The organism is Actinomadura sp. 6K520, assembly GCF_004349245.1.
Lineage (GTDB): Bacteria > Actinomycetota > Actinomycetes > Streptosporangiales > Streptosporangiaceae > Spirillospora.
Map to the genome: position 1 here is coordinate 51,673 of NZ_SMLC01000015.1, position 21,965 is coordinate 73,637.

General features: G+C 72.4%; 19 protein-coding genes. 9 read left to right on the forward strand and 10 right to left on the reverse strand.

Translation table 11 applies throughout. The features are described from left to right. Positions 1-33: 33 nt before the first annotated feature. The 3 genes from E1289_RS06640 to mtrA all read right to left on the reverse strand — a co-directional run bounded on the left by E1289_RS06640 (position 34) and on the right by mtrA (position 4,354). Positions 34-1,815, reverse strand: coding sequence for an LpqB family beta-propeller domain-containing protein (locus E1289_RS06640; protein WP_131976367.1), 1,782 nt, complete (start codon positions 1,813-1,815; stop codon positions 34-36). Continuing rightward, complete coding sequence (mtrB, locus tag E1289_RS06645; RefSeq protein WP_243712655.1) at positions 1,812-3,449, reverse strand: MtrAB system histidine kinase MtrB; 1,638 nt, start codon at positions 3,447-3,449, stop codon at positions 1,812-1,814. The genes E1289_RS06640 and mtrB overlap by 4 nt, the downstream gene beginning before the upstream one ends. A 227-nt stretch (positions 3,450-3,676) precedes the next feature. Beyond that, positions 3,677-4,354 (reverse strand): MtrAB system response regulator MtrA, encoded by a 678-nt coding sequence (gene mtrA, locus E1289_RS06650; protein ID WP_131954228.1) that lies wholly within the window; start codon positions 4,352-4,354, stop codon positions 3,677-3,679. Between the two features lie 480 nt (positions 4,355-4,834). Between mtrA and E1289_RS06655 the strand changes: the two genes are divergently transcribed. The 5 genes from E1289_RS06655 to E1289_RS06675 are packed head-to-tail and all read left to right on the forward strand — an operon-like array spanning position 4,835 to position 10,236. Beyond that, positions 4,835-5,920 (forward strand): glycerophosphoryl diester phosphodiesterase membrane domain-containing protein, encoded by a 1,086-nt coding sequence (locus E1289_RS06655; RefSeq protein ID WP_131976369.1) that lies wholly within the window; start codon positions 4,835-4,837, stop codon positions 5,918-5,920. Continuing rightward, positions 5,917-6,645, forward strand: a complete 729-nt coding sequence (locus tag E1289_RS06660; protein WP_243712656.1) for a DUF4129 domain-containing protein — start codon at positions 5,917-5,919, stop codon at positions 6,643-6,645. Before E1289_RS06655 ends, E1289_RS06660 begins: the two co-directional genes overlap by 4 nt. Then, positions 6,639-7,901 (forward strand): DUF4350 domain-containing protein, encoded by a 1,263-nt coding sequence (locus tag E1289_RS06665; RefSeq protein ID WP_131976371.1) that lies wholly within the window; start codon positions 6,639-6,641, stop codon positions 7,899-7,901. The genes E1289_RS06660 and E1289_RS06665 overlap by 7 nt, the downstream gene beginning before the upstream one ends. Positions 7,902-7,951: 50 nt before the next feature. Beyond that, positions 7,952-8,944 carry a MoxR family ATPase gene (locus tag E1289_RS06670; RefSeq protein ID WP_243712659.1) on the forward strand — a complete coding sequence of 331 codons (993 nt, stop codon included), beginning with the start codon at positions 7,952-7,954 and terminating at the stop codon, positions 8,942-8,944. After that, on the forward strand, positions 8,944-10,236 hold the full coding sequence (locus tag E1289_RS06675) for a DUF58 domain-containing protein (RefSeq protein ID WP_131976375.1): 1,293 nt from the start codon (positions 8,944-8,946) through the stop codon (positions 10,234-10,236). The genes E1289_RS06670 and E1289_RS06675 overlap by 1 nt, the downstream gene beginning before the upstream one ends. Positions 10,237-10,258: 22 nt before the next feature. Here E1289_RS06675 and E1289_RS06680 read toward each other — a convergent pair whose 3' ends face one another. After that, complete coding sequence (locus E1289_RS06680; protein WP_131976377.1) at positions 10,259-11,254, reverse strand: stage II sporulation protein M; 996 nt, start codon at positions 11,252-11,254, stop codon at positions 10,259-10,261. An 89-nt stretch (positions 11,255-11,343) separates the two neighbouring features. Between E1289_RS06680 and E1289_RS06685 the strand changes: the two genes are divergently transcribed. Continuing rightward, positions 11,344-12,423: an RDD family protein gene (locus tag E1289_RS06685; protein WP_131976379.1), complete on the forward strand. Its 1,080-nt coding sequence runs from the start codon at positions 11,344-11,346 to the stop codon at positions 12,421-12,423. 19 nt (positions 12,424-12,442) lie between these two features. Here the strand turns inward: E1289_RS06685 and E1289_RS06690 are convergent, their stop codons facing one another. The 3 genes from E1289_RS06690 to E1289_RS06700 form a co-directional block, all read right to left on the reverse strand. After that, the gene (locus E1289_RS06690; RefSeq protein ID WP_207928825.1) at positions 12,443-13,222 is read right to left on the reverse strand and encodes an enoyl-CoA hydratase-related protein; all 780 of its coding nucleotides are present in this window, start codon (positions 13,220-13,222) and stop codon (positions 12,443-12,445) included. Between the two features lie 117 nt (positions 13,223-13,339). After that, positions 13,340-14,485, reverse strand: coding sequence for an acetyl-CoA C-acetyltransferase (locus tag E1289_RS06695; protein WP_131976381.1), 1,146 nt, complete (start codon positions 14,483-14,485; stop codon positions 13,340-13,342). A 170-nt stretch (positions 14,486-14,655) separates the two neighbouring features. Beyond that, a complete protein-coding gene (locus E1289_RS06700; protein ID WP_243712657.1) occupies positions 14,656-15,057 on the reverse strand; it encodes a hypothetical protein in 402 nt (133 codons plus the stop codon). A 95-nt stretch (positions 15,058-15,152) separates the two neighbouring features. Between E1289_RS06700 and E1289_RS38030 the strand changes: the two genes are divergently transcribed. Both E1289_RS38030 and E1289_RS06705 read left to right on the forward strand, forming a co-directional pair. After that, positions 15,153-15,326, forward strand: coding sequence for a hypothetical protein (locus E1289_RS38030; protein WP_165950507.1), 174 nt, complete (start codon positions 15,153-15,155; stop codon positions 15,324-15,326). A 228-nt stretch (positions 15,327-15,554) separates the two neighbouring features. Next, entirely contained in the window at positions 15,555-16,400 is an 846-nt protein-coding gene (locus E1289_RS06705) for a methyltransferase domain-containing protein (RefSeq protein WP_243712658.1), read from the forward strand. A gap of 19 nt (positions 16,401-16,419) precedes the next feature. On the opposite strand, the gene E1289_RS06710 is transcribed toward E1289_RS06705, so the two are convergent. Then, entirely contained in the window at positions 16,420-18,762 is a 2,343-nt protein-coding gene (locus tag E1289_RS06710; protein ID WP_131976385.1) for a SpoIIE family protein phosphatase, read from the reverse strand. 213 nt (positions 18,763-18,975) lie between these two features. Beyond that, complete coding sequence (locus E1289_RS06715; RefSeq protein WP_131976387.1) at positions 18,976-19,680, reverse strand: metal-dependent transcriptional regulator; 705 nt, start codon at positions 19,678-19,680, stop codon at positions 18,976-18,978. 98 nt (positions 19,681-19,778) lie between these two features. Here E1289_RS06715 and E1289_RS06720 point away from each other — a divergent pair, with 98 nt between their 5' ends. Further along, positions 19,779-20,483: a UdgX family uracil-DNA binding protein gene (locus E1289_RS06720; protein ID WP_131976389.1), complete on the forward strand. Its 705-nt coding sequence runs from the start codon at positions 19,779-19,781 to the stop codon at positions 20,481-20,483. Between the two features lie 5 nt (positions 20,484-20,488). Here the strand turns inward: E1289_RS06720 and E1289_RS06725 are convergent, their stop codons facing one another. Beyond that, positions 20,489-21,862: an MFS transporter gene (locus E1289_RS06725; protein WP_131976391.1), complete on the reverse strand. Its 1,374-nt coding sequence runs from the start codon at positions 21,860-21,862 to the stop codon at positions 20,489-20,491. Positions 21,863-21,965: the final 103 nt, after the last annotated feature.

Consider the following 21,965-nt stretch of genomic DNA (forward strand, 5'->3'; position numbering starts at 1 on the left):
AGCACGGTTTCCCGGGCGGTCGAGCGTGTCGCGTCAGCGGGGGTAGCTGGGGTCCTTGGCCGGTGTAGGACAGATCCACGGGCTGTAGGAGTTGCTGGGCGAACGCTGGCGGCACACCTGGTCCTTGCCGGACGAGCGGGTGCCGATGAGGATCGGGGCGCCGGGGGCCGCCGCGATCGTCCGGGGCTCGCCCAGGGAACCGACACCGAGGGACGTGATCGCGCTGCCGCTGATCGGCATCAGGAACGGGAGGGTCTGCGAGTCACGCTGGGCACGTCCGAGGACGGCGAGCGTGTTGTAGTCGCGCCAGGCGATGTCGACGGCGTCCTGCAGCTCCGAACTCACGGGCAGGAACGAGCCGACGTCCAGCGAGCCGTCAGGGGCGTGGGCGATGCGGCCGATCTGCACCTGGGGGCGGCCGTCGACGCGGGCGATGACCGCTGCGCGGACGCCATCGCGGGCGACGCGGAACTCCAGAACCTGACGTCCACCCAAGCCCCAGTGGGCGGCGTGTACGGGCGCCTCCCCGCGTCGGCGCACCCAAAGCCAGGATTCGTCCTTCTTGCTCTCCACGACCCACAGGGTGCCGTCACGGCTCCAGGACGGTGCGGTGAAGCGGGCTCCCTCCTTGGCGTTCAGCAGTACGCGGGTGGCGGGCGTACCGGTGACGGGGGCGGCGACGAGGACCTGGTCGGCCGCGGCGCTCAGTCCGGCGAGCTCCTGGTAGTCGGGGGCGACTGCGGGCCGGGAGAGGCTTCCGGCGGGACCGGTCACGACGGGCTGGGCCTGGTCCTCCTCCATGGTGCCGAGGAAGCCGGACGGGCCGACGACATAGGCGTTCTGATGGGCTTCGTCGCGCGGGACGCGCCCGTCGGGTGAGTTGACCTCCCAGGCGTGCACGGGCTGGGTGGAGTCCATGTCGCTGGGGGTGACGGGTTCGCCGTCGATCCGCAACTGCCAGCGCTTGATCTCCGAGAGCTGTCGCATCGTCCAGCTGAGCTGTGCCGACATCCGGTCGAGGTTGCCCGCGCGGGCCTCCTTGGTGAGGTCGACCGTGGCGACCTCGTTCTCGACCCGGATGGGGCGCCTCAGCCGGGTCCCTTCCGGGAAGGCGGTCTGGACGGCGCCCTTGAGCCAGGAGGTCGGGCCGGTCAGCAGCGCGTGGACGAGCTGGGTCGGCAAGGTCTGGCGGTTCACGACCGGCAGGAAGATGCCGTTGGGGACGAGCGTGTGCCGGTCCGGCGCGTAGAAGAACAGGTTGACGGTGCGCATGGCGCGTTCGACGTCGTCCTGGGTGAGCAGGAGTCCCGCCTTCTCCCCGCCGGGGAGGCCGGTGATGCGCCAGACGCCCTCCTGGGTCTTGGCGAGCTGGAACGTGGCGTCGAGCGTCTTCGGGGACGCGGTGTACTGGCCGTCGGAACTGATGGTCCCGACTTCCTCCCCGGTGATCCTGACCGTGGCCTGGTCGTCGGTCGCCTTGACGATCTGGGGGTCGGTGACACGGCTCGCCAGGACGGTCACGGAGGGCCGCAGTCCCGGGTCCCAGGAGTTCTGCCTGCCGAGGTAGAGCCTGGCGACCTTGTGGTTGTCGTCGAAGCTCGCCGACGCGGCGAGGAACCCGGAGACGATCTGGGCCGGCCCCCACTCGGGGCGCGGTCTGACCGGAATGAGCCGGACGTAGGGGTCGTCGACCCGTTCGGCGCGTTCGGCGGACTCGCCCGTCACGACCTGCCCGCCGCTCGGGACGTTCGCGCATCCGGCGCCGCCCACGAGGAGGACGGCGGCGGCGAGGAGGCGCGTGATCCGGATCGTCACTCCTGCACCTCCAGTTCCGCGAACAGCGGACGGGCGTCACCGGCCCCAGGAGGGACGAGCGGGAGCGGCGAGCCCCTCAGCTCGGCCCCGGCCACGCGAGGCAGCGAGAGGCGGAACTGGGAGCCCACGCCGGGCTCTCCCCACGCCTGCAGCCATCCGCCGTGGAGTTGCGCGTCCTCGCGGGAGATCGACAGGCCGAGGCCGGTGCCTCCGGTGGTGCGGGCGCGGGCGGGGTCGGCGCGCCAGAAGCGGTCGAAGACCATCTGGCCCTCCCCCGGTTTGAGCCCGACCCCGTGGTCGCGCACGGCGACGGCCACGGCGTCGCGGTCGGCGGCCACGGACACGATGATGTCCTCGCCGTCCCCGTGCTCGACGGCGTTGACGAGGAGGTTGCGCAGGATGCGCTCGACACGGCGGCGGTCGACCTCGGCCATGCACGGCTCTCCGGGCAGCTGCAGCACGAGCTTGCTGCCCTTGCGTTCGGCCAGTCCCTGGATGTCCCCCACGACGCGCAGGACGAGGTCGCGCATGTCGAGGGACTCCGCGTCCAGTGTCGCCGCGCCCGCGTCGTGGCGGCTGATCTCCAGCAGGTCGGCCAGGAGTGCCTCGAACCGCTCCAGCTGGCTCTGCAGCAGTTCCGCGGACCTCCCCACAGAAGGGTCACCGAAGGTGTCGCGGTTCTCGTAGAGCATGTCGGCGGCGATCCTGATGGTGGTCAGGGGCGTGCGCAGCTCGTGGGACACGTCGGAGACGAACTGGCGCTGCACCTGGGACAGGTCTTCCAGCTCGCCGATCTTCTCCTGCAGGTTCGCGGCCATCTCGTTGAAGGAGCGGCCGAGGCGCGCCAGGTCGTCCTCACCGCGAACCCTCATGCGCTCTTCCAGCCGTCCGGCGGCGAGCCGCTGCGCCCCCTGCGCGGCCAGCCGCACCGGTATGACGACCTGGCGCGTCACCAGGGAGGCGATCGCGGCCAAGAGCAGCAGAAGCACGATGCCCACACCGGCCAGGGACCGCCCCACGTTGGTCAGGGTGCGCTGTTCCTCCTCAAGGGAGAACAGGTAGTACAGCTCGAACTGGCCCGTCCTGCCTCCCACGATGAGGCCACTTTCGGACGGACGGTCACCCACGTAGGACAGCTCGCCGTAGGTGTAGGCAGGAGTTCCCTGGGGAGCGCTCTGCAGCTTCTCACGAAGTCGCGGCGGAACGCTCTCCTGGCGCAGCTCGTTGGTCGTGTACCCGTCGAAGTACTGCTCCGTGGTGTCGCGGATGTAGACCTCGTACAGCCCGGACGGGCCACTGCGGGACTTCAGCCGGTCGATGGTCGTGTTGAGCCTGCTGTCGTCCCCGGGCGAGTTGCCCAGGTCGCGCTGGACCTGCGCCAAGCCGTCGTCCAACTGGAGGCGGGCCGCCTTGACCTTCGCGTCCATGAGCGCCGACGAGATCTGCTGCATCAGGAACGCGCCCAGGATGGCGACCACGATCGCCGAAATGAACAGGGTGGACGTGACGACACGTACCTGGATCGACCGGCGCCAGCGCGTGTAGCCGCTGCGGACGGCTCCCCGCAGGACGCGCTGGGCCGCGATCAGCCCGCGCCGGACGAACCGCTTGGCCCGCTTCATGTCGGCTCTCATGGGAGGTCCGGGAAGCGGCGCGGCCCTGGGAAGCGCGGGTTTCCGCGGGATTGCTTGACGGTCATCGGCGTGCCACGGGGATACGGCGGGTCGGTGGAGACGGGTGAGACGGGTGCTGTGTCACGGCGTCATGGGAAGTGATCTCCCGCGCCACGCGCTGTCACGATACGTGCGGACATCGTACGCGATGTCAAGGAAAAGAGGAGGTCATGCGGCACCCGGCCCCCTCAGGCGGGACCGGCCTTGTAACCGACGCCGCGCACGGTGACGACGATCTCGGGCCGCTCCGGGTCACGCTCGATCTTGGCACGGAGCCGCTGCACGTGGACGTTCACCAGGCGGGTGTCGGCGGCGTGCCGGTAGCCCCACACCTGCTCCAGCAGCACCTCGCGGGTGAACACCTGCCGGGGCTTGCGGGCCAGCGCCACCAGGAGGTCGAACTCCAGCGGCGTCAGCGGGATGTGCCGGTCGCCGCGCTTGACCGAGTGGCCGGCCACGTCGATGGTGATGTCGCCGATCTGCAGGGTCTCGGGGGCGGGCTCGTCGGTGCGCCGCAGGCGGGCGCGTACGCGCGCCACCAGCTCCTTGGGCTTGAAGGGCTTGACGATGTAGTCGTCGGCGCCCGACTCCAGGCCGAGGACGACGTCCACGGTGTCGCTCTTGGCGGTCAGCATGACGATCGGCACGCCGGACTCGGCGCGGATCTGGCGGCAGACGTCGATGCCGTCCGCGCCCGGAAGCATCAGGTCGAGCAGCACGAGGTCCGGCCGGGTCTCCCGGAACGCTTCGAGCGCCTTGTCGCCGTCGTGCACGAACGAGGGCTCGAAGCCCTCGCCTCTCAGCACGATGCCGAGCATCTCGGCGAGCGCGAGGTCGTCGTCGACGACCAGTACACGTCCTCTCATGGCCCTCATCGTCGCAAAGTCGGGGTTCGGTGGAGTGAGTGCTCCGCATCGTCGCCGGGTACGGCGGGTGCCGGACCTCGCCGGACACCGGATGGAAGGTACTCGCAGGCGCTGTGCTCCCGCCCCACCTCGCCAGGGAGAGTTATGCCTTGGCGTGCCAGGTTACCCGCGTTTGTGTCGTCCATGGCTCTCCCGGGTTTCGAGGGGGCGGCAGGGGATTGTAGGGGCGACCGCCGAAACGCGCGCAAGGGGCCGAGGTCCAGGCGGAATACGGCGCCCGGTCATCCCGGTAATACCGCAGACCGACACGCTTCGGGCTGGGAACGGCAATCACGGCACCTCGCCCGTGACAGGATGACCTGACCGGCGGTCGTGGCGGGGCCCGGAACGGGGTCGCGGGGCGGACGCGCCGGGCAGACCCCCGCCGAGGCGCGGCCTCGGGGGAGATCACGGGACTCGCCAGAGATCGCAGGAGCCGAGATGCCGGGACCGGACGGCCGGGACGACGACGCCGACGCGCTGGACGCGCAGGCCGTCCCGTTCCGCCCGCTGTCCATCTCGGAGATGCTGGACGGGGCGGTCGCCGGGATCCGGCGGCGGCCGCGCACGTCACTCGGGCTCGCGGTCGTGATCAGCACGGTCATCCAGGTCACGAGCTCCGTCGCCGCGTACTTCTTCATCGGCGACGAGGCCCGGGACGAGATCACCCCCGAAGTCCTGCTTGAGTCGCTGGGAGCGCAGCTCACCCTCACGGTTCTGGGCCTCATCCTGTCGGCCTACGGAATCCTCCTGCTGTCGGGGCTGCTGGCACCGATCCTGGGCCGCGAGCTTGTGGGCATGTCCATCGCGCCCAGGCAGGCGTGGCGGGACGCCCGTCCGAGACTCGGCAGGCTGGTCGTCACCGCGGCGGCCGTCATGGGAATCTCCCTGGGCGCACTGATCCTGCCGATCATGCCCTTCCTCCTGCTTCTCGCCGTTGACGCGAACCCGGGGCTCAGCGCGGCCGCCGCCGTTGTGGGTTTCCCCGTCGGCATCGGCCTCATGGTGTGGCTCTACCTCCTGTTCGTCTTGGCCGTCCCAGCGGTCGTTCTGGAGAGGCAGACCGTCGGCGGCGCGCTTCGCCGGGCGGTGACGTTGTCCAAGGGCCGATGGTGGCGAACGTGCGGGACTCTCCTGGCGGCACTGCTCATCACCGTGTTCATGGGCTTCTTCGCGCTGCGAATCCCGTTCCTGTTCGTGCAGGTGGTCTTCTTCGGTGACTCCTCCGGCGCCGACTCGACGATGGCCGCGCTCGCCGTCGACACGCTCGGGCGGATCGTGAGCTGGTCGGTGGTGCTGCCCTTCGACGCCGGCGTGATCGCGTTGCTCTACATGGACCGGCGGATGCGCCGCGAGGGCTTCGACCTGGAACTGCGCAGCAAGGGGTACGCGGCCGCGAGGTCGGCGACACCCCGCGCGCACTCCGCGGCCGCCGGCAACGGCGCCGACCCGGAGGAGGGGTTCATCGAACTGTGGCGGACGGGCCCCGGGCCGGCACGCCGTCCGGAAACGGGGGCGCATCCGTGACCACCACGTCCACGGCGTCCGCTCTCACGTCGCCGTCCGGGCTCGCGGCGCTCGACCCGGTCGGCCGTGAAGAGGCCCGCGAGATGGCCCGCCGGGAGCTGGACAAGCAGATCTACCAGCGCGACAAGCCGTCCTGGCTGGAGCGCGTCTGGGACTCCTTCTCCGAATGGCTGCAGGATCTGCTCAACCGGCCGCCCGGTCCCGAGACGCAGGGCAGCGGCGGCGGCTGGGTGTCGGTGGCCGTGATCGTCGTGGTCGTGCTCCTCGCCGTCGGGCTGGTGTTCTGGCTGATGCGGGGGCGCCGCAATCTCCGCTCCCGGCGGGACGCCCTGCTGGGCGACGAGCCGTCCACCGCGATCGACCACAGGGACGCGGCGGAACGGCACGCGGCGGCCGGGCAGTGGGCCGAGGCGATCCGGGAGCGGCTCCGCGCGGTGGCCCGCGACCTGGAGGAGCGGGCGGTGCTGGCGGCGCGTCCCGGGCGCACCGCCGACGAGCTCGCGGCCGAGGCGGGCGAGGCCGTGCCGGAACTGGCCGGCGACCTGCGCGCCGCGGTGCTGGTCTTCGACGACGTCTGGTACGGCGACCGTCCCGGCACCGCCGAGGGGTACACGCGGGTGAAGGACGTGGACGAGCGGCTGCGGGCGGCGCGGCCGAAGCCGCTGGAGGACGACGGCGGCCTGACGCTCGCGGCGGCCGGCGAGGACGGGGGCCCGCGATGGTGACCCAGACCCCGCCCCAGAACGCGCCCCGGAACGCGCAGGCCGGGCCGGGCGCGGAGCCGCCGTCGGCGCGGCAGGTCGCGGGGCGCCGCTGGCGGTCGGCCCGCGGCGTGGTCGCGGTGCTCCTCGCGATGGTCGTGATCGCCGTGATCCTCGCGGCGCTGCGTCCCTCGACCTCGCCGGAGGCGCTCGACCCGACGTCGCCGACGCAGGACGGGAGCAGGGCGCTCGCGGAGATCCTCCGCCAGAACGGCACGCCGGTGCACGTGGCCAGGGACGCCGACGACGCCGTCCGCAAGTCCGCCCCCGGGACGGTCATGCTCGTCACCCGCACCGAGCGCCTCACCCGGGAGGACCTGACCCGGCTGGCGGGCGCGCAGGTCGATCTGGTGCTCGTGCGGCCCACGTCGTTCGCCCTGGCCGACCTGGCCCCGCGGGTGCGCAAGGACGGCCCGACCTTCGAGGACGCCGACGAGCCCGGCTGCAACCTGCAGGCCGCCGCACTGGCGGGACCGGTCGCCCTCCACGAGTCGGAGACCTACGAGGTGACGGCCTCCGTCACGGGCGCGGTGACGACGTGCTACGGGACCGAGTTCGGCGGTCCGAGGGTCGTCCAGGTGCGGCACGGGGCCAAGACCGTCACCGTGCTGGGCTCCACCTCGCCGCTGACGAACCGGCGGCTGACTGAGGAGGGCAACGCGGCCCTCGCCATGAACCTGCTGGGCACGAGCACCACCGGCCCGGACACCGCGGGGACGGGCACGTCGGTGGTCTGGCTGGTTCCGGACATCCCGACCGAGGGCACGGCGGCCGGGCAGCAGTCGCTCGGTGACCTGCTGCCGTTCGGGGTCAAGCTGTTCATCTTCCAGCTCCTGGTCGCGGTGCTGCTGGTGGCCCTGTGGCGGGGCCGCCGCCTGGGCCCGGTCGTGGCGGAGGCGCTGCCGGTCGTGGTCCGCTCCGCCGAGACGGTCGAGGGACGCTCCCGCCTCTACCGCGCCGGGCACGCCCGCGACCGGGCCTCGGACGCGCTGCGTTCGGGGGCGCGCGAACGTCTCGTCCCGCTGCTCGGGCTCCCCCGCAGCAGCGCGCAGGACCCGTCCGCCGCGCAGGAGATCGTGACGGCGGTCGCCTACCGCACTCCCCACGACGAGACGTACGTCGGCGCGGCCCTGTACGGTCCTGAACCCTTGGACGACGCGGGCCTCATCGCCCTCAGCGACGTCCTAGACGACCTGGAAAGGCAGGTACGCCAGTCTTGAACCACCCAGTAGAGCTCGGAAAGGACGACGTGCCCGGCGGCGCGGGCGCCTTGAGCGATACTCCGCCGAGCGGGATCTCCGAGGAGACGCGCCGCCAGGGCGAGACGGCCCGCGCGGCGCTCACGGCGCTGCGCGGGGAGGTCGCCAAGACGGTCGTCGGGCAGGACTCCGTCGTGACCGGGCTGGTCATCGCGTTGCTCTGCCGCGGCCACGTCCTGCTGGAGGGCGTCCCAGGTACGGCGAAGACGCTGCTCATCAAGACGCTGTCACGCGCACTCGACCTGGACTTCAAGCGCGTCCAGTTCACCCCTGACCTGATGCCGGGCGACGTGACCGGTTCGCTGGTGTACGACACCAGGACCGCGGAGTTCGAGTTCCGCGAGGGGCCGGTCTTCACCAACCTCCTGCTCGCCGACGAGATCAACCGCACGCCTCCGAAGACACAGGCCTCCCTCCTGGAGGCCATGGAGGAGCGGCAGGTCTCCGTGGAGGGCACCGCGCGTCCTCTGCCCGACCCGTTCGTGGTGTGCGCGACGCAGAACCCCATCGAGTACGAGGGCACCTACCCCCTGCCCGAGGCCCAGCTCGACAGGTTCCTGGTCAAGCTGACCGTGCCCGTTCCCACCCGGGACGAAGAGATCGCCATGGTCCAGCGGCACGCGGCCGGTTTCGACCCGCGCGACCTGTCGGAGGTGCGACCCGTCGCGGGCGCGAGCGAACTGGCCGCCGGCCGGGCCGCGGTGAGGGCCGTCCACCTGGACCCCAAGGTCGCGGCCTATGTCGTCGACCTGTGCCGCGCCACCCGGCAGTCCCCGTCGCTCCAGTTGGGCGTGTCCCCGCGTGGTGCGACGGCGCTGCTCGCCACGTCCCGTGCGTGGGCGTGGCTGTCGGGCCGCGACTACGTGACGCCGGACGACGTGAAGGCGCTGGCCCGGCCGACGCTGCGGCACCGCGTCCAGCTCCGTCCCGAGGCGGAGCTGGAGGGCGCGACGGCCGACGGCGTGCTGGAGGGCATCCTCGCCCACGTCCCCGCCCCGCGCTGATGGCGCTGACCGGACGTCTGGGCCTGCTGGCGCTCCTCGGCGCGCTAGTCCCGCTGTTCGTGCCGAGCTGGTGGACGCTGTTCGCGGTGTGGGGCGCCCTGTTCCTCGGTGTCGTCCTGGACGTCGCCCTGGCCGGGAACGTGCGCGCACTGCGCTTCCACCGCGCGGGCGCCACGAACGTCCGTCTCGGTGAGGCGGCCAAGGTCTCGCTCATCGTGGAGAACCTCGGGCGGCGGCGTCTCAAGGCGCGCCTGCGGGACGTGTGGCCGCCCAGTGCCGGTGCCACGCCCCGCATGGTCAAGGTGAGCGTGCCCGCAGGGGAACGGCGCCGCATCGAGATGACGTTGACGCCGACCCGCCGGGGAGACCGGAAGGCCGTCACCGTCGTGGTCCGCTCTGTCGGGCCGCTCGGGCTGGCCGCGCGGCAGCTTTCGCGTCCGGCGCCCTGGACGGTCCGTGTCCTGCCGGCGTTTCCGTCGCGCCGCCACCTCCCCGCCAAGCTCGCACGGCTTCGCGAACTGACCGGCGCCCACGTGGCCCTGATCCGGGGGCAGGGAACCGAGTTCGACTCCCTGCGCGAGTACGTGGACGGCGACGATGTCCGTTCCATCGACTGGCGCGCCACCGCGCGGCGCAACGACGTGGTCGTCCGGACGTGGCGTCCGGAACGCGACCGGCGCATCTACCTGGTCCTCGACACCGGCCGCACGTCCGCGGGCCGCGTCGGCGACATCCCCCGCCTCGACTGCTCCATGGACGCCGCGATGCTGCTGGGCGCCCTCGCGTCCCGCGCCGGCGACCGCGTCGACATGCTGGCCTACGACCGGCGGGTCCGCGCCCGCGTCGAGGGCGCCTCCCGCACGGACCTGCTGCCCGCGATGGTGCACGCCTTCGCGCCGCTGGAGCCGGAGCTCATCGAGTGCGACGCCGCCGGGATGGTGTCGACGCTGATGGCGCGGGTCAGGCAGCGGTGCCTGGTCGTGCTGCTCACCGAGCTGAACACGGCCGCGATGGAGGAGGGCCTGCTGCCGCTGCTGCCGCAGCTCACCGCCCGGCACCTGGTCATGATCGCCGCGGTGTCGGATCCGCGGGTCGGGGAGATGGCGGCGGGGCGCGGCGACCTCGCGTCCGTGTACGACGCGGCCGCCGCCGAGCGCGCCCGCGCCGACCGCCGCCGCCTCACCGCGGAACTGCGCGGCCACGGCGTCGAGGTGGTCGACGCGCCGCCCGACGAGATCGCCCCGGCCCTGGCCGACGCCTACCTCGCCCTCAAGGCCGCCGGGCGGTTGTGAGGCCCGGCTCTCGCAGGGGCCGCTACCCCGCTACCGGGGCCATGTCGGGGCGCAGGTCGGCGTCGCCGGTCTCGCCCTGGCGGACGGCGCGGCGGCCGAGGACGATCACGTAGGCGAGGAACGCGGCCTCGGCGACCACGCCGATCGCGATGCGCAGCCACGTGACGTGCACCCAGCCGGTGACGAACCCCTCGATGAGGCCGGACACCAGCAGCACCGCGATGAGGCCGAGGGCGATGCTCACGGCGGCGCGCCCCTCCTCGGCGAGGGCCTGGCCGCGGCGGCGCGGCCCCGGATCGATGATCGTCCAGCCGAGTTTCAGTCCCCCGGCGCACGCCAGGTAGACGGCGGTGAGTTCGAGCAGGCCGTGCGGGAGGATCAGGCCGAAGAAGACGTCGCCCTTGCCATAGGCGAACATGAGGCCGGCGATCAGGCCGAGGTTGATCTGGTTCAGCAGCAGCACGTACACGGTCGGGATGCCGAGCAGGATGCCGAATATCAGCGCGACCGCCGACACCCAGGCGTTGTTGACCCAGACCTTGAACGCGAAAGACGACGCCGAATGCTCGGTGTAGTAGTTGGCGAAGTCGTGCTCCACCAGTTCGCGGATCTCGTCCGGCGTCCCCAGGCTCGCCTGCACCTCGGGGCTGTGCACGACCCAGATCGCCAGGGCGAGCGACACCAGGTTGCCGAGGACGGCGCAGCCGATCCACCACCAGCGCGCCCGGTAGGCGACCACCGGGAACGACACCTTCGCGAAGCGGGTGACGTCCCGCCAGAGCGGGGCCTGCGCCCCGGCCACCGCGGCCCTGCCGCGCGCCACGAGGGACGACAGCCGGCCCACGAGCTGGGGGTCGGGCGAACTCGACCTGACGACCGACAGGTGCGTCGCCGCCCGCTGGTAGAGCTCGACCAGCTCGTCGGCTTCCGCGCCGGTCAGCTTGCGGCCGCGGTTGATGAGCCATTCAAGGCGCTGCCACTCGGCGTTGTGCGCGGCCACGTAGGCGTCAACGTCCACCCGGGGAGACTAACGTCTTCACCTGTCGAACCGGCAAAATGGACCTGCCTCGGCAATCGCCCGGGCGGTCGGCAACGGAGGAGCAGGACATGGCCGAACTCGTCACCGGCGAGGCCGTCGCGCTCGACATCCGGGTCGCGCGCCTGGCCAGCCGGGGCTGCGCCATCCTGCTCGACGTGATCTTCCAGCTCGTGATCCTCAACATCGTCGTCTACTTCACGGCGATGACGGCGCTGGTCGCCGACGAGGCGTGGGCGGTCGGGCTGACGCTGCTCGCCGTCGTCGCCGTCCTGGTCGGGTATCCGTGCGCGTTCGAGACGCTGACGCGGGGCCGCACGCTGGGCAAGATGGCCGTCGGGCTCCGCGTCGTCTCCGACGACGGCGGGCCGGTCCGGTTCCGGCAGGCCCTGGTGCGGGCGCTGGCCGGCTTCATCGAGTTCTGGACGTTCTACGGCTCCCCCGCGCTGATCACCTCGTTCTGCAACCGGCGCGGCAAGCGGCTCGGCGACCTGTTCGCCGGGACGATCGTGATCCAGGAGCGCGGCCAGGCGGTGCACCTGCGGCCCGTGGCGCTGATGCCGCCGCAGCTCGCCGGGTGGGCCCGCTCGCTGGAGCTGTCGATGCTGCCGGACGAACTGGCGATGACGGCCCGGCAGTACCTGTCGCGTTTCTGGGAGCTGCTGCCGGAGGTCCGCGACTCGCTGGGAGAGCGGATCGCCGCGCAGGTCGCCGAGGTGGTGAGCCCGCCCCCGCCGCCGGGCGCGCGCCCGGAGATCGTGCTGTCGGCCGTCCTCGCGGAGCGGCGGCACCGCGAGGAGTGGCGGCTGGCGCAGCGCCGCGCCCGCCGGATGCAGCGCCTCGGCCTGCCGTCGTGGACCCCGGTGGCCGTCCCGGCGATGGCGATGGCGGGGGCCGCGCCCGCCGGTCCGGTTCGGCAGGGGCCGCCGGCTCCGCCGCCGTTCAGCGCGCCCGCTCCCGGGCAGCCGCGGTTCCTGCCGCCGTCCGACTACGGCGCCGGGCCGTACCAGAACGTCCTGCACGGCCCTCGTCCGCCCGTTGGCGGCCCCTACCCCACCGGGGCCCACCCCGCAGGCGGGCAGCCCCCGAACGGCCCGTACGCGCCGACTGGGAGCGGACCGTACGGCCCCACGTACCCGCCCGGCCGCTGACCGGCGGCCGGCGGGCGCGTCAGCGGCCCTTGAAGTCCGGCGGGCGGTTCTCCAGGAAGGCGGTGATGCCTTCCTTGGCGTCCTCGGTGGCGGCCAGTCCGACCAGCTCGCCCAGCAGGTGCGCCACCTGGTCCTCCAGGGGCCGTCCTTCGATGGCGAAGAAGGCGTCGCGGCCGCGCCGCAGCCCGAGCGGGCTCTTGGCCGCGATGACCCCCGCCAGCTCGGCCACCCGGGCGTCGAGTTCCGCGCGGGGCACGACCTCGCTGACCAGGCCGATGTCGCGTCCTTCGGCGGCGGTGATGCGGGCGCCGGTGTAGTACAGCTTGAAGGCGTGCTTGGGCGCGACGTTCCGGTTGATGATCGCCATGATCATCATGGGCCAGAGGCCGACGTTGACCTCCGGGGTCGCGAGCTTGACGTCGTCCGCGGCGATCACCAGGTCGCACGCGGCGGCCAGCCCCAGACCGCCCGCGACCGCGTGCCCGGCGAGCCGGGCGATGACGGGTTTGCCGAGCTTCGGGAACGCCGTGAAGAGGCGGAACGGCGCGCTCTCGCGGATCGCCTCCGGGGCGGCCAGGCCGTTCTCGCCGAGCCCGCCGAGGTCGGCGCCCGCGCAGAACGCCCGGTCCCCGGAACCCGTCAGGACGATGACCCGGACGTCCGGGTCGGCCTTGGCCCGTTCGAACGCGTCGAGCAACTCGTCGATCATCCGGTCGCTGAGCGCGTTGCGCGCCTCGGGCCGGTTCAACGTGATGCGGGCGACCCGGTCCGCGCCTTCGTAGAGGATCGTGTCGTACATGCGCCAGCCCTTTCCCTAACCACCCGAGCACGTTGACCGCCCCTTGGAGCGGGGTGCTCCAAGGGGCGGCCGACGAAGCGATGCGGCGTCCGCCGCTCGGGCTCCGGGGCTAAAGCCCTACAGCCTCTCGATGATGGTCGCGTTGGCCTGGCCGCCGCCTTCGCACATGGTCTGCAGACCGTAGCGGGCGCCGGTGCGCTCCAGCTCGTGCAGCAGCTTGGTCATCAGGACCCCGCCGGTGGCGCCGAGCGGGTGGCCGAGGGCGATCGCGCCGCCGTTGGGGTTGGTCTTCTCCAGCGACGCGCCGGTGTCCTTGGCCCACGCCATCGGCACCGGGGCGAACGCCTCGTTCACCTCGAAGACGTCGATGTCGTCGATCTTCAGGCCGCTGCGCTCCAGCGCCTTCTCGGTGGCCGGGATCGGGCCGGTCAGCATGTAGACGGGGTCCGAGCCGCAGACCGCGAGGGTGTGGATGCGGGCCCGGGGCGTCAGGTTGTGCCGCTTGACGGCCTCCTCGGACGCGATGAGCAGCGCGGACGCGCCGACGGAGATCTGCGAGGCGACGGCGGCGGTGATGTCCCAGCCCTCGCGGAGGGGCTGCAGGCCGGCCATCTTCTCCAGCGTGGTGTCGGGGCGGGCGCCCTCGTCCTTGGACACGCCGGCGATGGGCGCGATCTCCCGGTCGAAGTAGCCCGCCTCGATCGCCTTGCTGGCGCGCTGGTGGCTCTCGAGGGCGAACTCCTCCAGGTCCTGGCGCTTGAAGCCCCACTTCTCGCACATCAGCTGCGCGCCGCGGAACTGGGAGATCTCCTGCTGGCCGTACCGCTCGGCCCAGCCGTCACCGTAGGGGAAGGGCATGCCCTTCTCCAGGGCCATCGCGACGGAGGAGCCCATCGGGACGACGGCCATCTGCTCGACGCCGGACGCGACGACGAGGTCCTGGGTGCCGGACAGGACGCCCTGGGCGGCGAAGTGGATCGCCTGCTGGGACGAGCCGCACTGCCGGTCGATGGTCACGCCGGGCACGTTCTCCGGCAGGCCCGCCGACAGCCACGCGGTGCGGGCGATGTCGAGGGACTGCGGGCCGACCTGCATGACGCAGCCCATGATGTTGTCTTCGACCGCGGAGGGGTCGACGCCGGTGCGGTTGACGAGCTCCTTGAGCACGTGGGCCCCGAGGTCGGCCGGGTGGACGTCCTTCAGGCCGCCCTTCTTGGTACCGACAGGGGTACGGACCGCGCCGACGATGTACGCCTCGGCCACTACGCCTCCAAATTGTGGGGTTCCGTCCCGAAACCGAGTGAGATTCGGTTAGTCAGTATGAGATTACAACGCCCGCGGCGCAACGCCATGTGAGCTGAGTCTCGGCCCTCCGCTCACGGCACCCCGCGGACGCCGCCCCGGACAAGGCCGCCCGGGGCGTGGGACGCGGGTCAGCCCGTGAGGTCGCTGGCGACCTTCGCCGCGCCGAGCGCCGCGGCGCCGCCGGCGACCCCGACCGCCCCGGCCGTGACCCACAGCGGCAGGCCCGGCCGGGTCTTCAGGCCGGCCACCAGGTCGAGGGAGTCGACCGCGAGGCCGATCCTGCCCCACAGCCGGCGTCCGGAGTCGTCCCTGCTGAGCAGGTAGCCGGCGCCGAGCGCGATCTCCCGCGCGCCGAACGCCCGGACGATGTAGTCGCGGCCCGGGTCGGTGCCGCCGCCGATGCCCATGGCCTTCACGGTCAGCTTGGGGGCGACGAGCGCCGCGACGCCGAGGGCGACCCGCCCGCGCGCCATGCCGGTCATCATGCCGTCGAGCCGATCCCGGCCGTCTGTTCGCTTCACATCTGCCACAAAGAGGAGATTATCGGCACCTGTCCGGCACCGAACCGGCGGGTAACCCCCTCCTTACACGTCTATCGTTTCTTCAGGCGGCACACCCCCGACTGATGAAGGTGACCATGGAAGGCATCCTCGGCCTCGTCGTCGTGTCACTGCTCGCCGCGTTCTGCGTGCGCTGGGCCGCGGTGCGCCTCCGCTTGCCGATGCCGACCCGCGTCGCGGTGATCACCGTGTTCGTGCTGGTCGTGCTGGCGATGTACGGGCAGCACCTCAACGGGTGACGGGCCGTCCCGGCCCACGGCGCCGAAACGGGACGCATTTGTGTCCGGCGGGCTCCGAACAAACCGCCTCGACGGAGAGTCATAACTGGCGAAACCGGCTTCACGCCCGCTCGACGCCCCCGCCGAGGCGGCCGCGCGGCACCCGGACCCGTCCGGATGCCGCCGCCCCGCGCGGCGGACGCGAGCGGTACCCCGTCCGGCGAAGCCGGCCCGATCGAGGGAGTCCCCGTGAACACGCATCCGGTGGCCGCGACCCGCGAGACCGGCGGCGCGATCGCCCCGCATCTGAGGCGGCTCCTGGAGTTCGTCGAACCCGGCCGCGACGACGTCTGCCTGGACGTGGCGCGCGGCCGCGGGCCGATGCCCGCCGCGCTCGGCCCGCAGGTGCGCCACCTGACCGCCGTGGACGCCATGCCCGCGCACACGCCCGGCGCGTCCGGCACGTCCGGGGCGTCCGGGGCGAACGGGCGGATGTCCACCGTGGAGTTCGGGACGGGACCGGTCCGCATCACCGACGGCGACTCGCCCCCGGCGTCCGCGACGCGCGAGGAACGCAGGCCGCACCCGCTGGGCCCGGACCGCACCCTGATCAAGGCCGACGCCAGCGCGCTGCCGTACCGGGACAACGCGTTCTCCCTGGTCACGGCCAGGTTCTCGCTCTACAACCTGGGCGATCCCGAGCACGTGCTGCGCGAGCTGCTGCGGGTCTGCCACCCCGGCGGGCGGGTCGTCATCGCCGATCTGGTGCGCGGCAACCTCACCGGACCCGACCGCGACCGCATCGAGCGGCTGCGCGACCCCGACCACCCCGGCACCCCGTCCATCGCCCGGCTCACCGAGATGATCACCTCGGCGGGCGGCAGCATCCGCCGCCTGGACGTGTTCACCGTGGAACGCCCCGTGGAACCCTGGCTCGCCGGGTCGTGCGACGACGCGACCGCCGACCGCGTCCGCCGGGCCCTGATCGACGAGGTGGACGGCGGCCCGCGGACCGGCGCCAAGCCCCGCATCATCGGCGGCGAACTCTGGTTCACCCAGTCGTGGGCGCACGTCGCCGCCGAACCCATCCCCTGAGCACGGTGCCGTCGGGGCGTCAGGGCGTCAGCGGCAGCTCGAACCAGACGGCCTTGCCGTCCGCGGTCGGGCGGGCGCCCCACCGGCTGGCGAGCTGGTCGACCAGGTACAGGCCGCGCCCGCCCTCGTCGGTCTCGCCCGCGCTGCGGATGCGCGGCAGCCGCATGTCGGAGTCGAACACCTCGACCCAGATGGCGTCCGCGCCGCGCCGGAGGCGGAGCCGGAACTCCTTGGTCGGCGGTTCGCGGCGGCCGAGTTCGGCGCCGAGGTTCCAGTCGTCCTCGGCGAACGCGCCGGGCTCGAACGCGTCTCCGCCGATGGAGCCCGCGTCGTACTCGGTGGTGAACTCGGTGTTGAACTGGACGGGCGGCGGGGCGCCGAGCGGCTCGCCGCCGCGCCCGGGAGGCCCGGCCGTCACCGGGACGGCGGGCTCGCGGCGCGGGGCGGGCGTGGCGGTCGCGTGCAGGACGACGTTGGTGACGACCTCGGAGACCAGCAGGCACGCCAGTTCCGCCTGCTCGTCCGCCATCCCCCAGGACGCGAACGTGTCGGCGGCCGTCCGGCGCGCCTCCGACACCATGATCGGCTCGGCGGTGAAGGTGCGCTCCGCGACGGCCAGTTCCTCGGCGGCGGTGCGGATCACGACGATCGCCACGTCGTCGTCGGTGTCGCCGGGCACCGCCTCGTAGGCGGCCTTGGCGATCGCCTCGACACCGCCGCGGGCGACCTCGGCGACGGCGGCGCGCACCAGTTCCCGCGACTCCTCGCGACTGTAGTACTCGCCGTCCTCCTTCGGGCGGCGGTCGATGAGGCCGTCGGTGTAGAGGACGAGGGTGGAGCCGGGCTTCAGCTCGCTCCGCTCCTCGTTGAAGAGGATCTCGCCGCCCATGCCGGGGGCGCGCAGGCCGAGCATGCCGCCTTCGCTCTCGAACGGCAGCTCACCGACCTCACCGTCGACGATCAGCAGCGGCGGGTCGTGGCCGGCGTTGGCGAACTCCAGCAGCCGCGACCACGCGTCGTACACGAAGTAGGTGCAGGACACCAGGGGCGGGCGGACGAGGTCGTCGCTGTTCCAGCCGGAGCGCATCCGCTCGGGCCGGGTCATCGTGCGGACCCACTCGTCGAGCTTGCGCAGGATGTCGGCTGGCGGCTTGTCGTCCTGGGCGAACGCGCGCAGCGCGGCGCGGAGCTGCCCCATCACCGCGGCGGCGCGGGCGCCGCGGCCCTCGACGTCGCCGATGACGAGCCCCACGCGACCCGCCGACAGCGGGATCACGTCGTACCAGTCGCCGCCGACCTGCGTCTGTATGCCGTGCCCGTGCGACTCCAGCGGCCTGGCCGGTTCGTACCGCCAGGCGATCTGCAGGCCGTCCAGCCGGGGGGGCCGGTCGCCGGGCAGCAGGTGCTTCTGGAACGCGAGCGCGGTGTCGCGCTCCTCCTCGAACAGCAGCGCGTTGTCGACGGCGAGCGCGACGCGGCTGGCGATCGCGCCGATCAGGTCGCGGTCGAACCCGTCGTAGTGCGGGTCGGGCCGCTTGGACAGGTTCGACAGCGCCAGGCTCATCACGCCGAGCAGCTCACCGCGGACCAGCAGCGGCGCCGAGATCACGGACGTGATGCCCATCTCGGTCCCGAGCCGCTGGGACGACTCGCTCGGCGCCGCGAACCGGTGCTGGATCATGTCCTCGACGAGGACGGCGTCGCGGCGGCTCATCGCCTTCTCGCTGAAGTGGCCGCGCGGGTAGGAGACGGGCTCGCCGACCTCCGCCCAGGTGCCGGGCGGCGGCTCCCAGCCGCCCGCGTGCCGCGACACCCGCCGGTACAGCCGGTCGCCGCTGTACAGGTCGATGAAGCAGTGGTCGGCGAACTGCGGGACGAGCGTGTCGGCGACCTTCCGCAGCGTGCTCTCCAGCTCCAGGGACCCGGCGAGCCGCTCGCCGATGCGTTCCATCAGGCCGTAGCGGTCCTGCTCGCGCTGGTTGGAGCGCAGCGCCTCCCGCGCGAAGATCACGACGCCGTCGACGGCGCCGGACGGGTGGCGCAGCGGCACGGCGTGCGCGCGGGTGTAGACGGTGGTGCCGTCCGCGCGCAGGTTGCAGAACGTGCCCTCCCACACGCCGCCCTTGAGGACGTGCTTGGCCAGCTCGGTGGCCTGCTCGTGGTCCTCCTCGGCGATGCCCAGCGACAGGACGGAATGGCCGATGATCTCGTCGCCGCCGAAACCGAACAGCTGGCGGGCGAAGTGGTTGCCGTAGATGACGTTGCTGAAGCGGTCGCAGACGATGACCGCCATCTCCATCTGGTTCAGGACGGTCTCGGGCGGCAGACGCGCCTCGTCAGGCGCTTCCCCCCAGTGGCTCATCTCCCCATCCCGATGCCAGTCGCCGACGACGTCCGGGCCGCCGTCCCGGTGATCACCGGGCGTCGCGGCACGGACGGCGTCCGTAGTTCCTCCGTCGTATTGAACGACGAACCCGCCGCCGGGATACGCCCGGAAAGCCCCATGTCACGGAGATCTTCGGTATAGACCACCGGAACCGAGCCCGGCACGCCGCCGACCCGCATGCCGGCCGCTTCAGCGCCTGCTGACGAAGACGTGTTCGGCGATGTCCCGCGGCAGTTCCGTCGCGGAACCGTCGGACTCGTCGTCACTGATCACCCGCACCCCGTCATCGGTAGCCCGAAGAGTCACCTCTCGTCCCGGTTGTATCCCTATCTGCTTGAGTTTAAGCATCAGGTCGCTGTCGCTCTGCACCTGCTCGCTGATCCGCCGGATCACGGCGTCCGCGCCGGCCGGGCTGGCCACCGCGGTCATCACCGAGAGCGGCGCGGTGTCGGGGGCGGCGCCTCCGGGTGCCCCCAGCTCCGCGAGGCCGGGGATGGGGTTGCCGTGCGGGCAGGTGGTCGGGTTGTCCAGCAGCGCGACGAGGCGGCGTTCGACGTCCTCCGACATGACGTGCTCCCATCGGCACGCCTCGATGTGGACGTCCTCCCAGGGCAGGCCGATCACGTTGACCAGCAGGCATTCGGCGAGCCGGTGCTTGCGCATGACGCGCGTGGCCAGGCCGCGGCCGCTCTCGGTCAGCTCGAGGTGCCGATCGCCCTGGACCCGCAGCAGCCCGTCGCGCTCCATCCGGGCGACCGTCTGGCTCACCGTCGGGCCGCTCTGGGAGAGCCGCTCGGCGATGCGAGCGCGAAGGGGGATGATCCCTTCCTCTTCGAGCTCGAAAACCGTCCGGAGGTACATCTCCGTGGTATCGATCAGGCCGTGTGAGGTCACAGCTCCCTCCAGTCTTATAGGCCCGAGTCTACTTGCTCTGCGGCAACCCCGCCGGGCCCCGCGAATATCCCCGTCGAGCCGGGTACGGGGAACGCACGATGAACGCGAAACCTTCCCCGGACGCGGAACCGTTCCTGCCCGAGACCCCCGAGGCGCGGTCGGATCTGGACGCCCTGCGCCACGCCGCGTCGGGCTGCCGCGGCTGCCATCTGTACGAGGACGCCACGCAGACCGTCTTCGGCGACGGCTCCCCCGGCGGACGGGTCATGTTCGTGGGCGAGCAGCCCGGCGACCAGGAGGATCGCAAGGGCCTCCCGTTCGTCGGCCCGGCCGGACGCGTCCTCGACCGGGCGCTGGAGGAGGCCGGGATCGAGCGCGGCGACGTGTACGTCACCAACGCCGTCAAGCACTTCAAGTTCAAGCGGCAGGAGGGCGGCAAGCGCCGCATCCACGAGCCGCCGAACGCGGCCGAGCTGCGCGCGTGCCGCCCCTGGCTGCTGGCTGAGCTGCGGCTGCTCGACCCGGACGTCGTGGTGGTGCTCGGCGCCACGGCGGGCAAGGCGCTGTTCGGCTCCTCCTTCCGCGTGACCAGGCAGCGCGGACGTCTCCTCCCCCTCCCCGACCTGGCGCGCATCGGCACCCCGGCGGCCGGGCGGGAGATCGGGGACGCCCCGCCGGAGCGGGCCGGCGCCCGGATCGTCGCGACGATCCACCCGTCCGCCGTGCTGCGCGCCGAGGACCGCGACGCGATGTACGAGGGCCTGGTCGACGACCTGAAGGTGGCCGCCTCAGCCCTCGGCTAGCGCCGTCACCGCCGCACCGGCGCGGGGTGCGCCGTGCGGGTGTCGTAGCGGAGCAGGGCCGGGACGGCGAGGGCCGCGATGACGACCAGGACCGCGCAGGCGATGCCGCCGCCGACCCAGGACGCCGTCGCACCCGCGACACTCGCGGTCGCCCCGGCGCGGACGTCCCCGAGCCGGGGCCCGCCCGCGACCACGACCGTGAACACGCCCTGCAGCCGCCCGCGCATCTCGTCCGGCGCGTACATCTGCAGCATCGACTGGCGGAAGACGGCCGACACCAGGTCCGCCGCCCCGCCGACCGCCAGCAGCACCACGACGAGCCACAGCCGCCCGGACAGCCCGGCGGCGGCGACCGCGAGCCCCCAGACCACGATCGACGCGACGAGCGCGACGCCCTGGCGGTGCACCCGCCCGATCCAGCCGGACATGAGCCCGCCGAGGAACGCGCCGATCGCGATCGCCGCGAACAGCCACCCGACCGCGCCGCCACCCCCGAACCGGGTGTCGGCCACCTCCGGGAACAGCGCGCGCGGCATCGCGACCGCCATCGCGATGATGTCCACGACGAACGACATCAGCAGCACCGGCTGCGTGGCCAGGTAGCGGAGCCCGTCGATCACCGACCGCAGGCCCGGCGAGCCGGTGATCTCGCCGAGCGGGGGGATCGGGGGCAGCCGCAGCGCCGCGTAGAGGGCGAGGCTGAACAGCGCGGCGTCGAGCGCGTAGGCGGCCGCGTAGTTCCAGCGGGCCAGCATCAGCCCGGCGAACAGCGGCCCGGCGAGCATCCCGAACGTGCTGGCGGTGAACGCGAGGGTGTTGGCAGCCGGGACGAGGGGCCGGTCGACCAGCCGGGGGATGATCGCGCTGCGGGTCGGCGACGCCACCGCGAACCCGATCGCCTGCACCGCGACCACAGCCATGATCAGCGTGAGGCTGCCGAGGCCGAGCAGCGCCTGGGCGAGCAGGAGCAGCGTCGCCGCCCACATGACGCAGGACGAGAAGAACAGCAGCTTGCGCCGGTCCATGTGGTCGGCCACCGCCCCGCCCCACAGCCCGAACACGATCAGCGGGACGAGGTTGACGAAGCCCAGCACACCCACCCAGAACGACGACCCGGTCATGTCGTACACCTGGACCGGAACGGCCACCGCCGTGATCTGGAAGCCGACGAACGAGACGCCCTGCCCCAGCCACAGCCGGCGGAACGCGGGCGTGGCCAGCGGCCGGGTGTCGATCGCCAGCCGGCGCAGGCGCGTCCGCCCCCGCGCCTTGGCGCGGGCCTCGCCCTGCTTCAGGGGTTCCTCCGGTTCCGCCTCGGAATCCGCGTCCCCCGGACCGTCAGGACCGTTGGTGGGGGTTGACTGCTGTTCCGATGTCACGGAGACAGTCTCTCCACCACCCAATCACCGGCTTCGCCTGGGGCAATCTCCTCCCCACCCCCCACAACTGCTCTCTCACCCGAGGGGGGACGACCCCCCACAC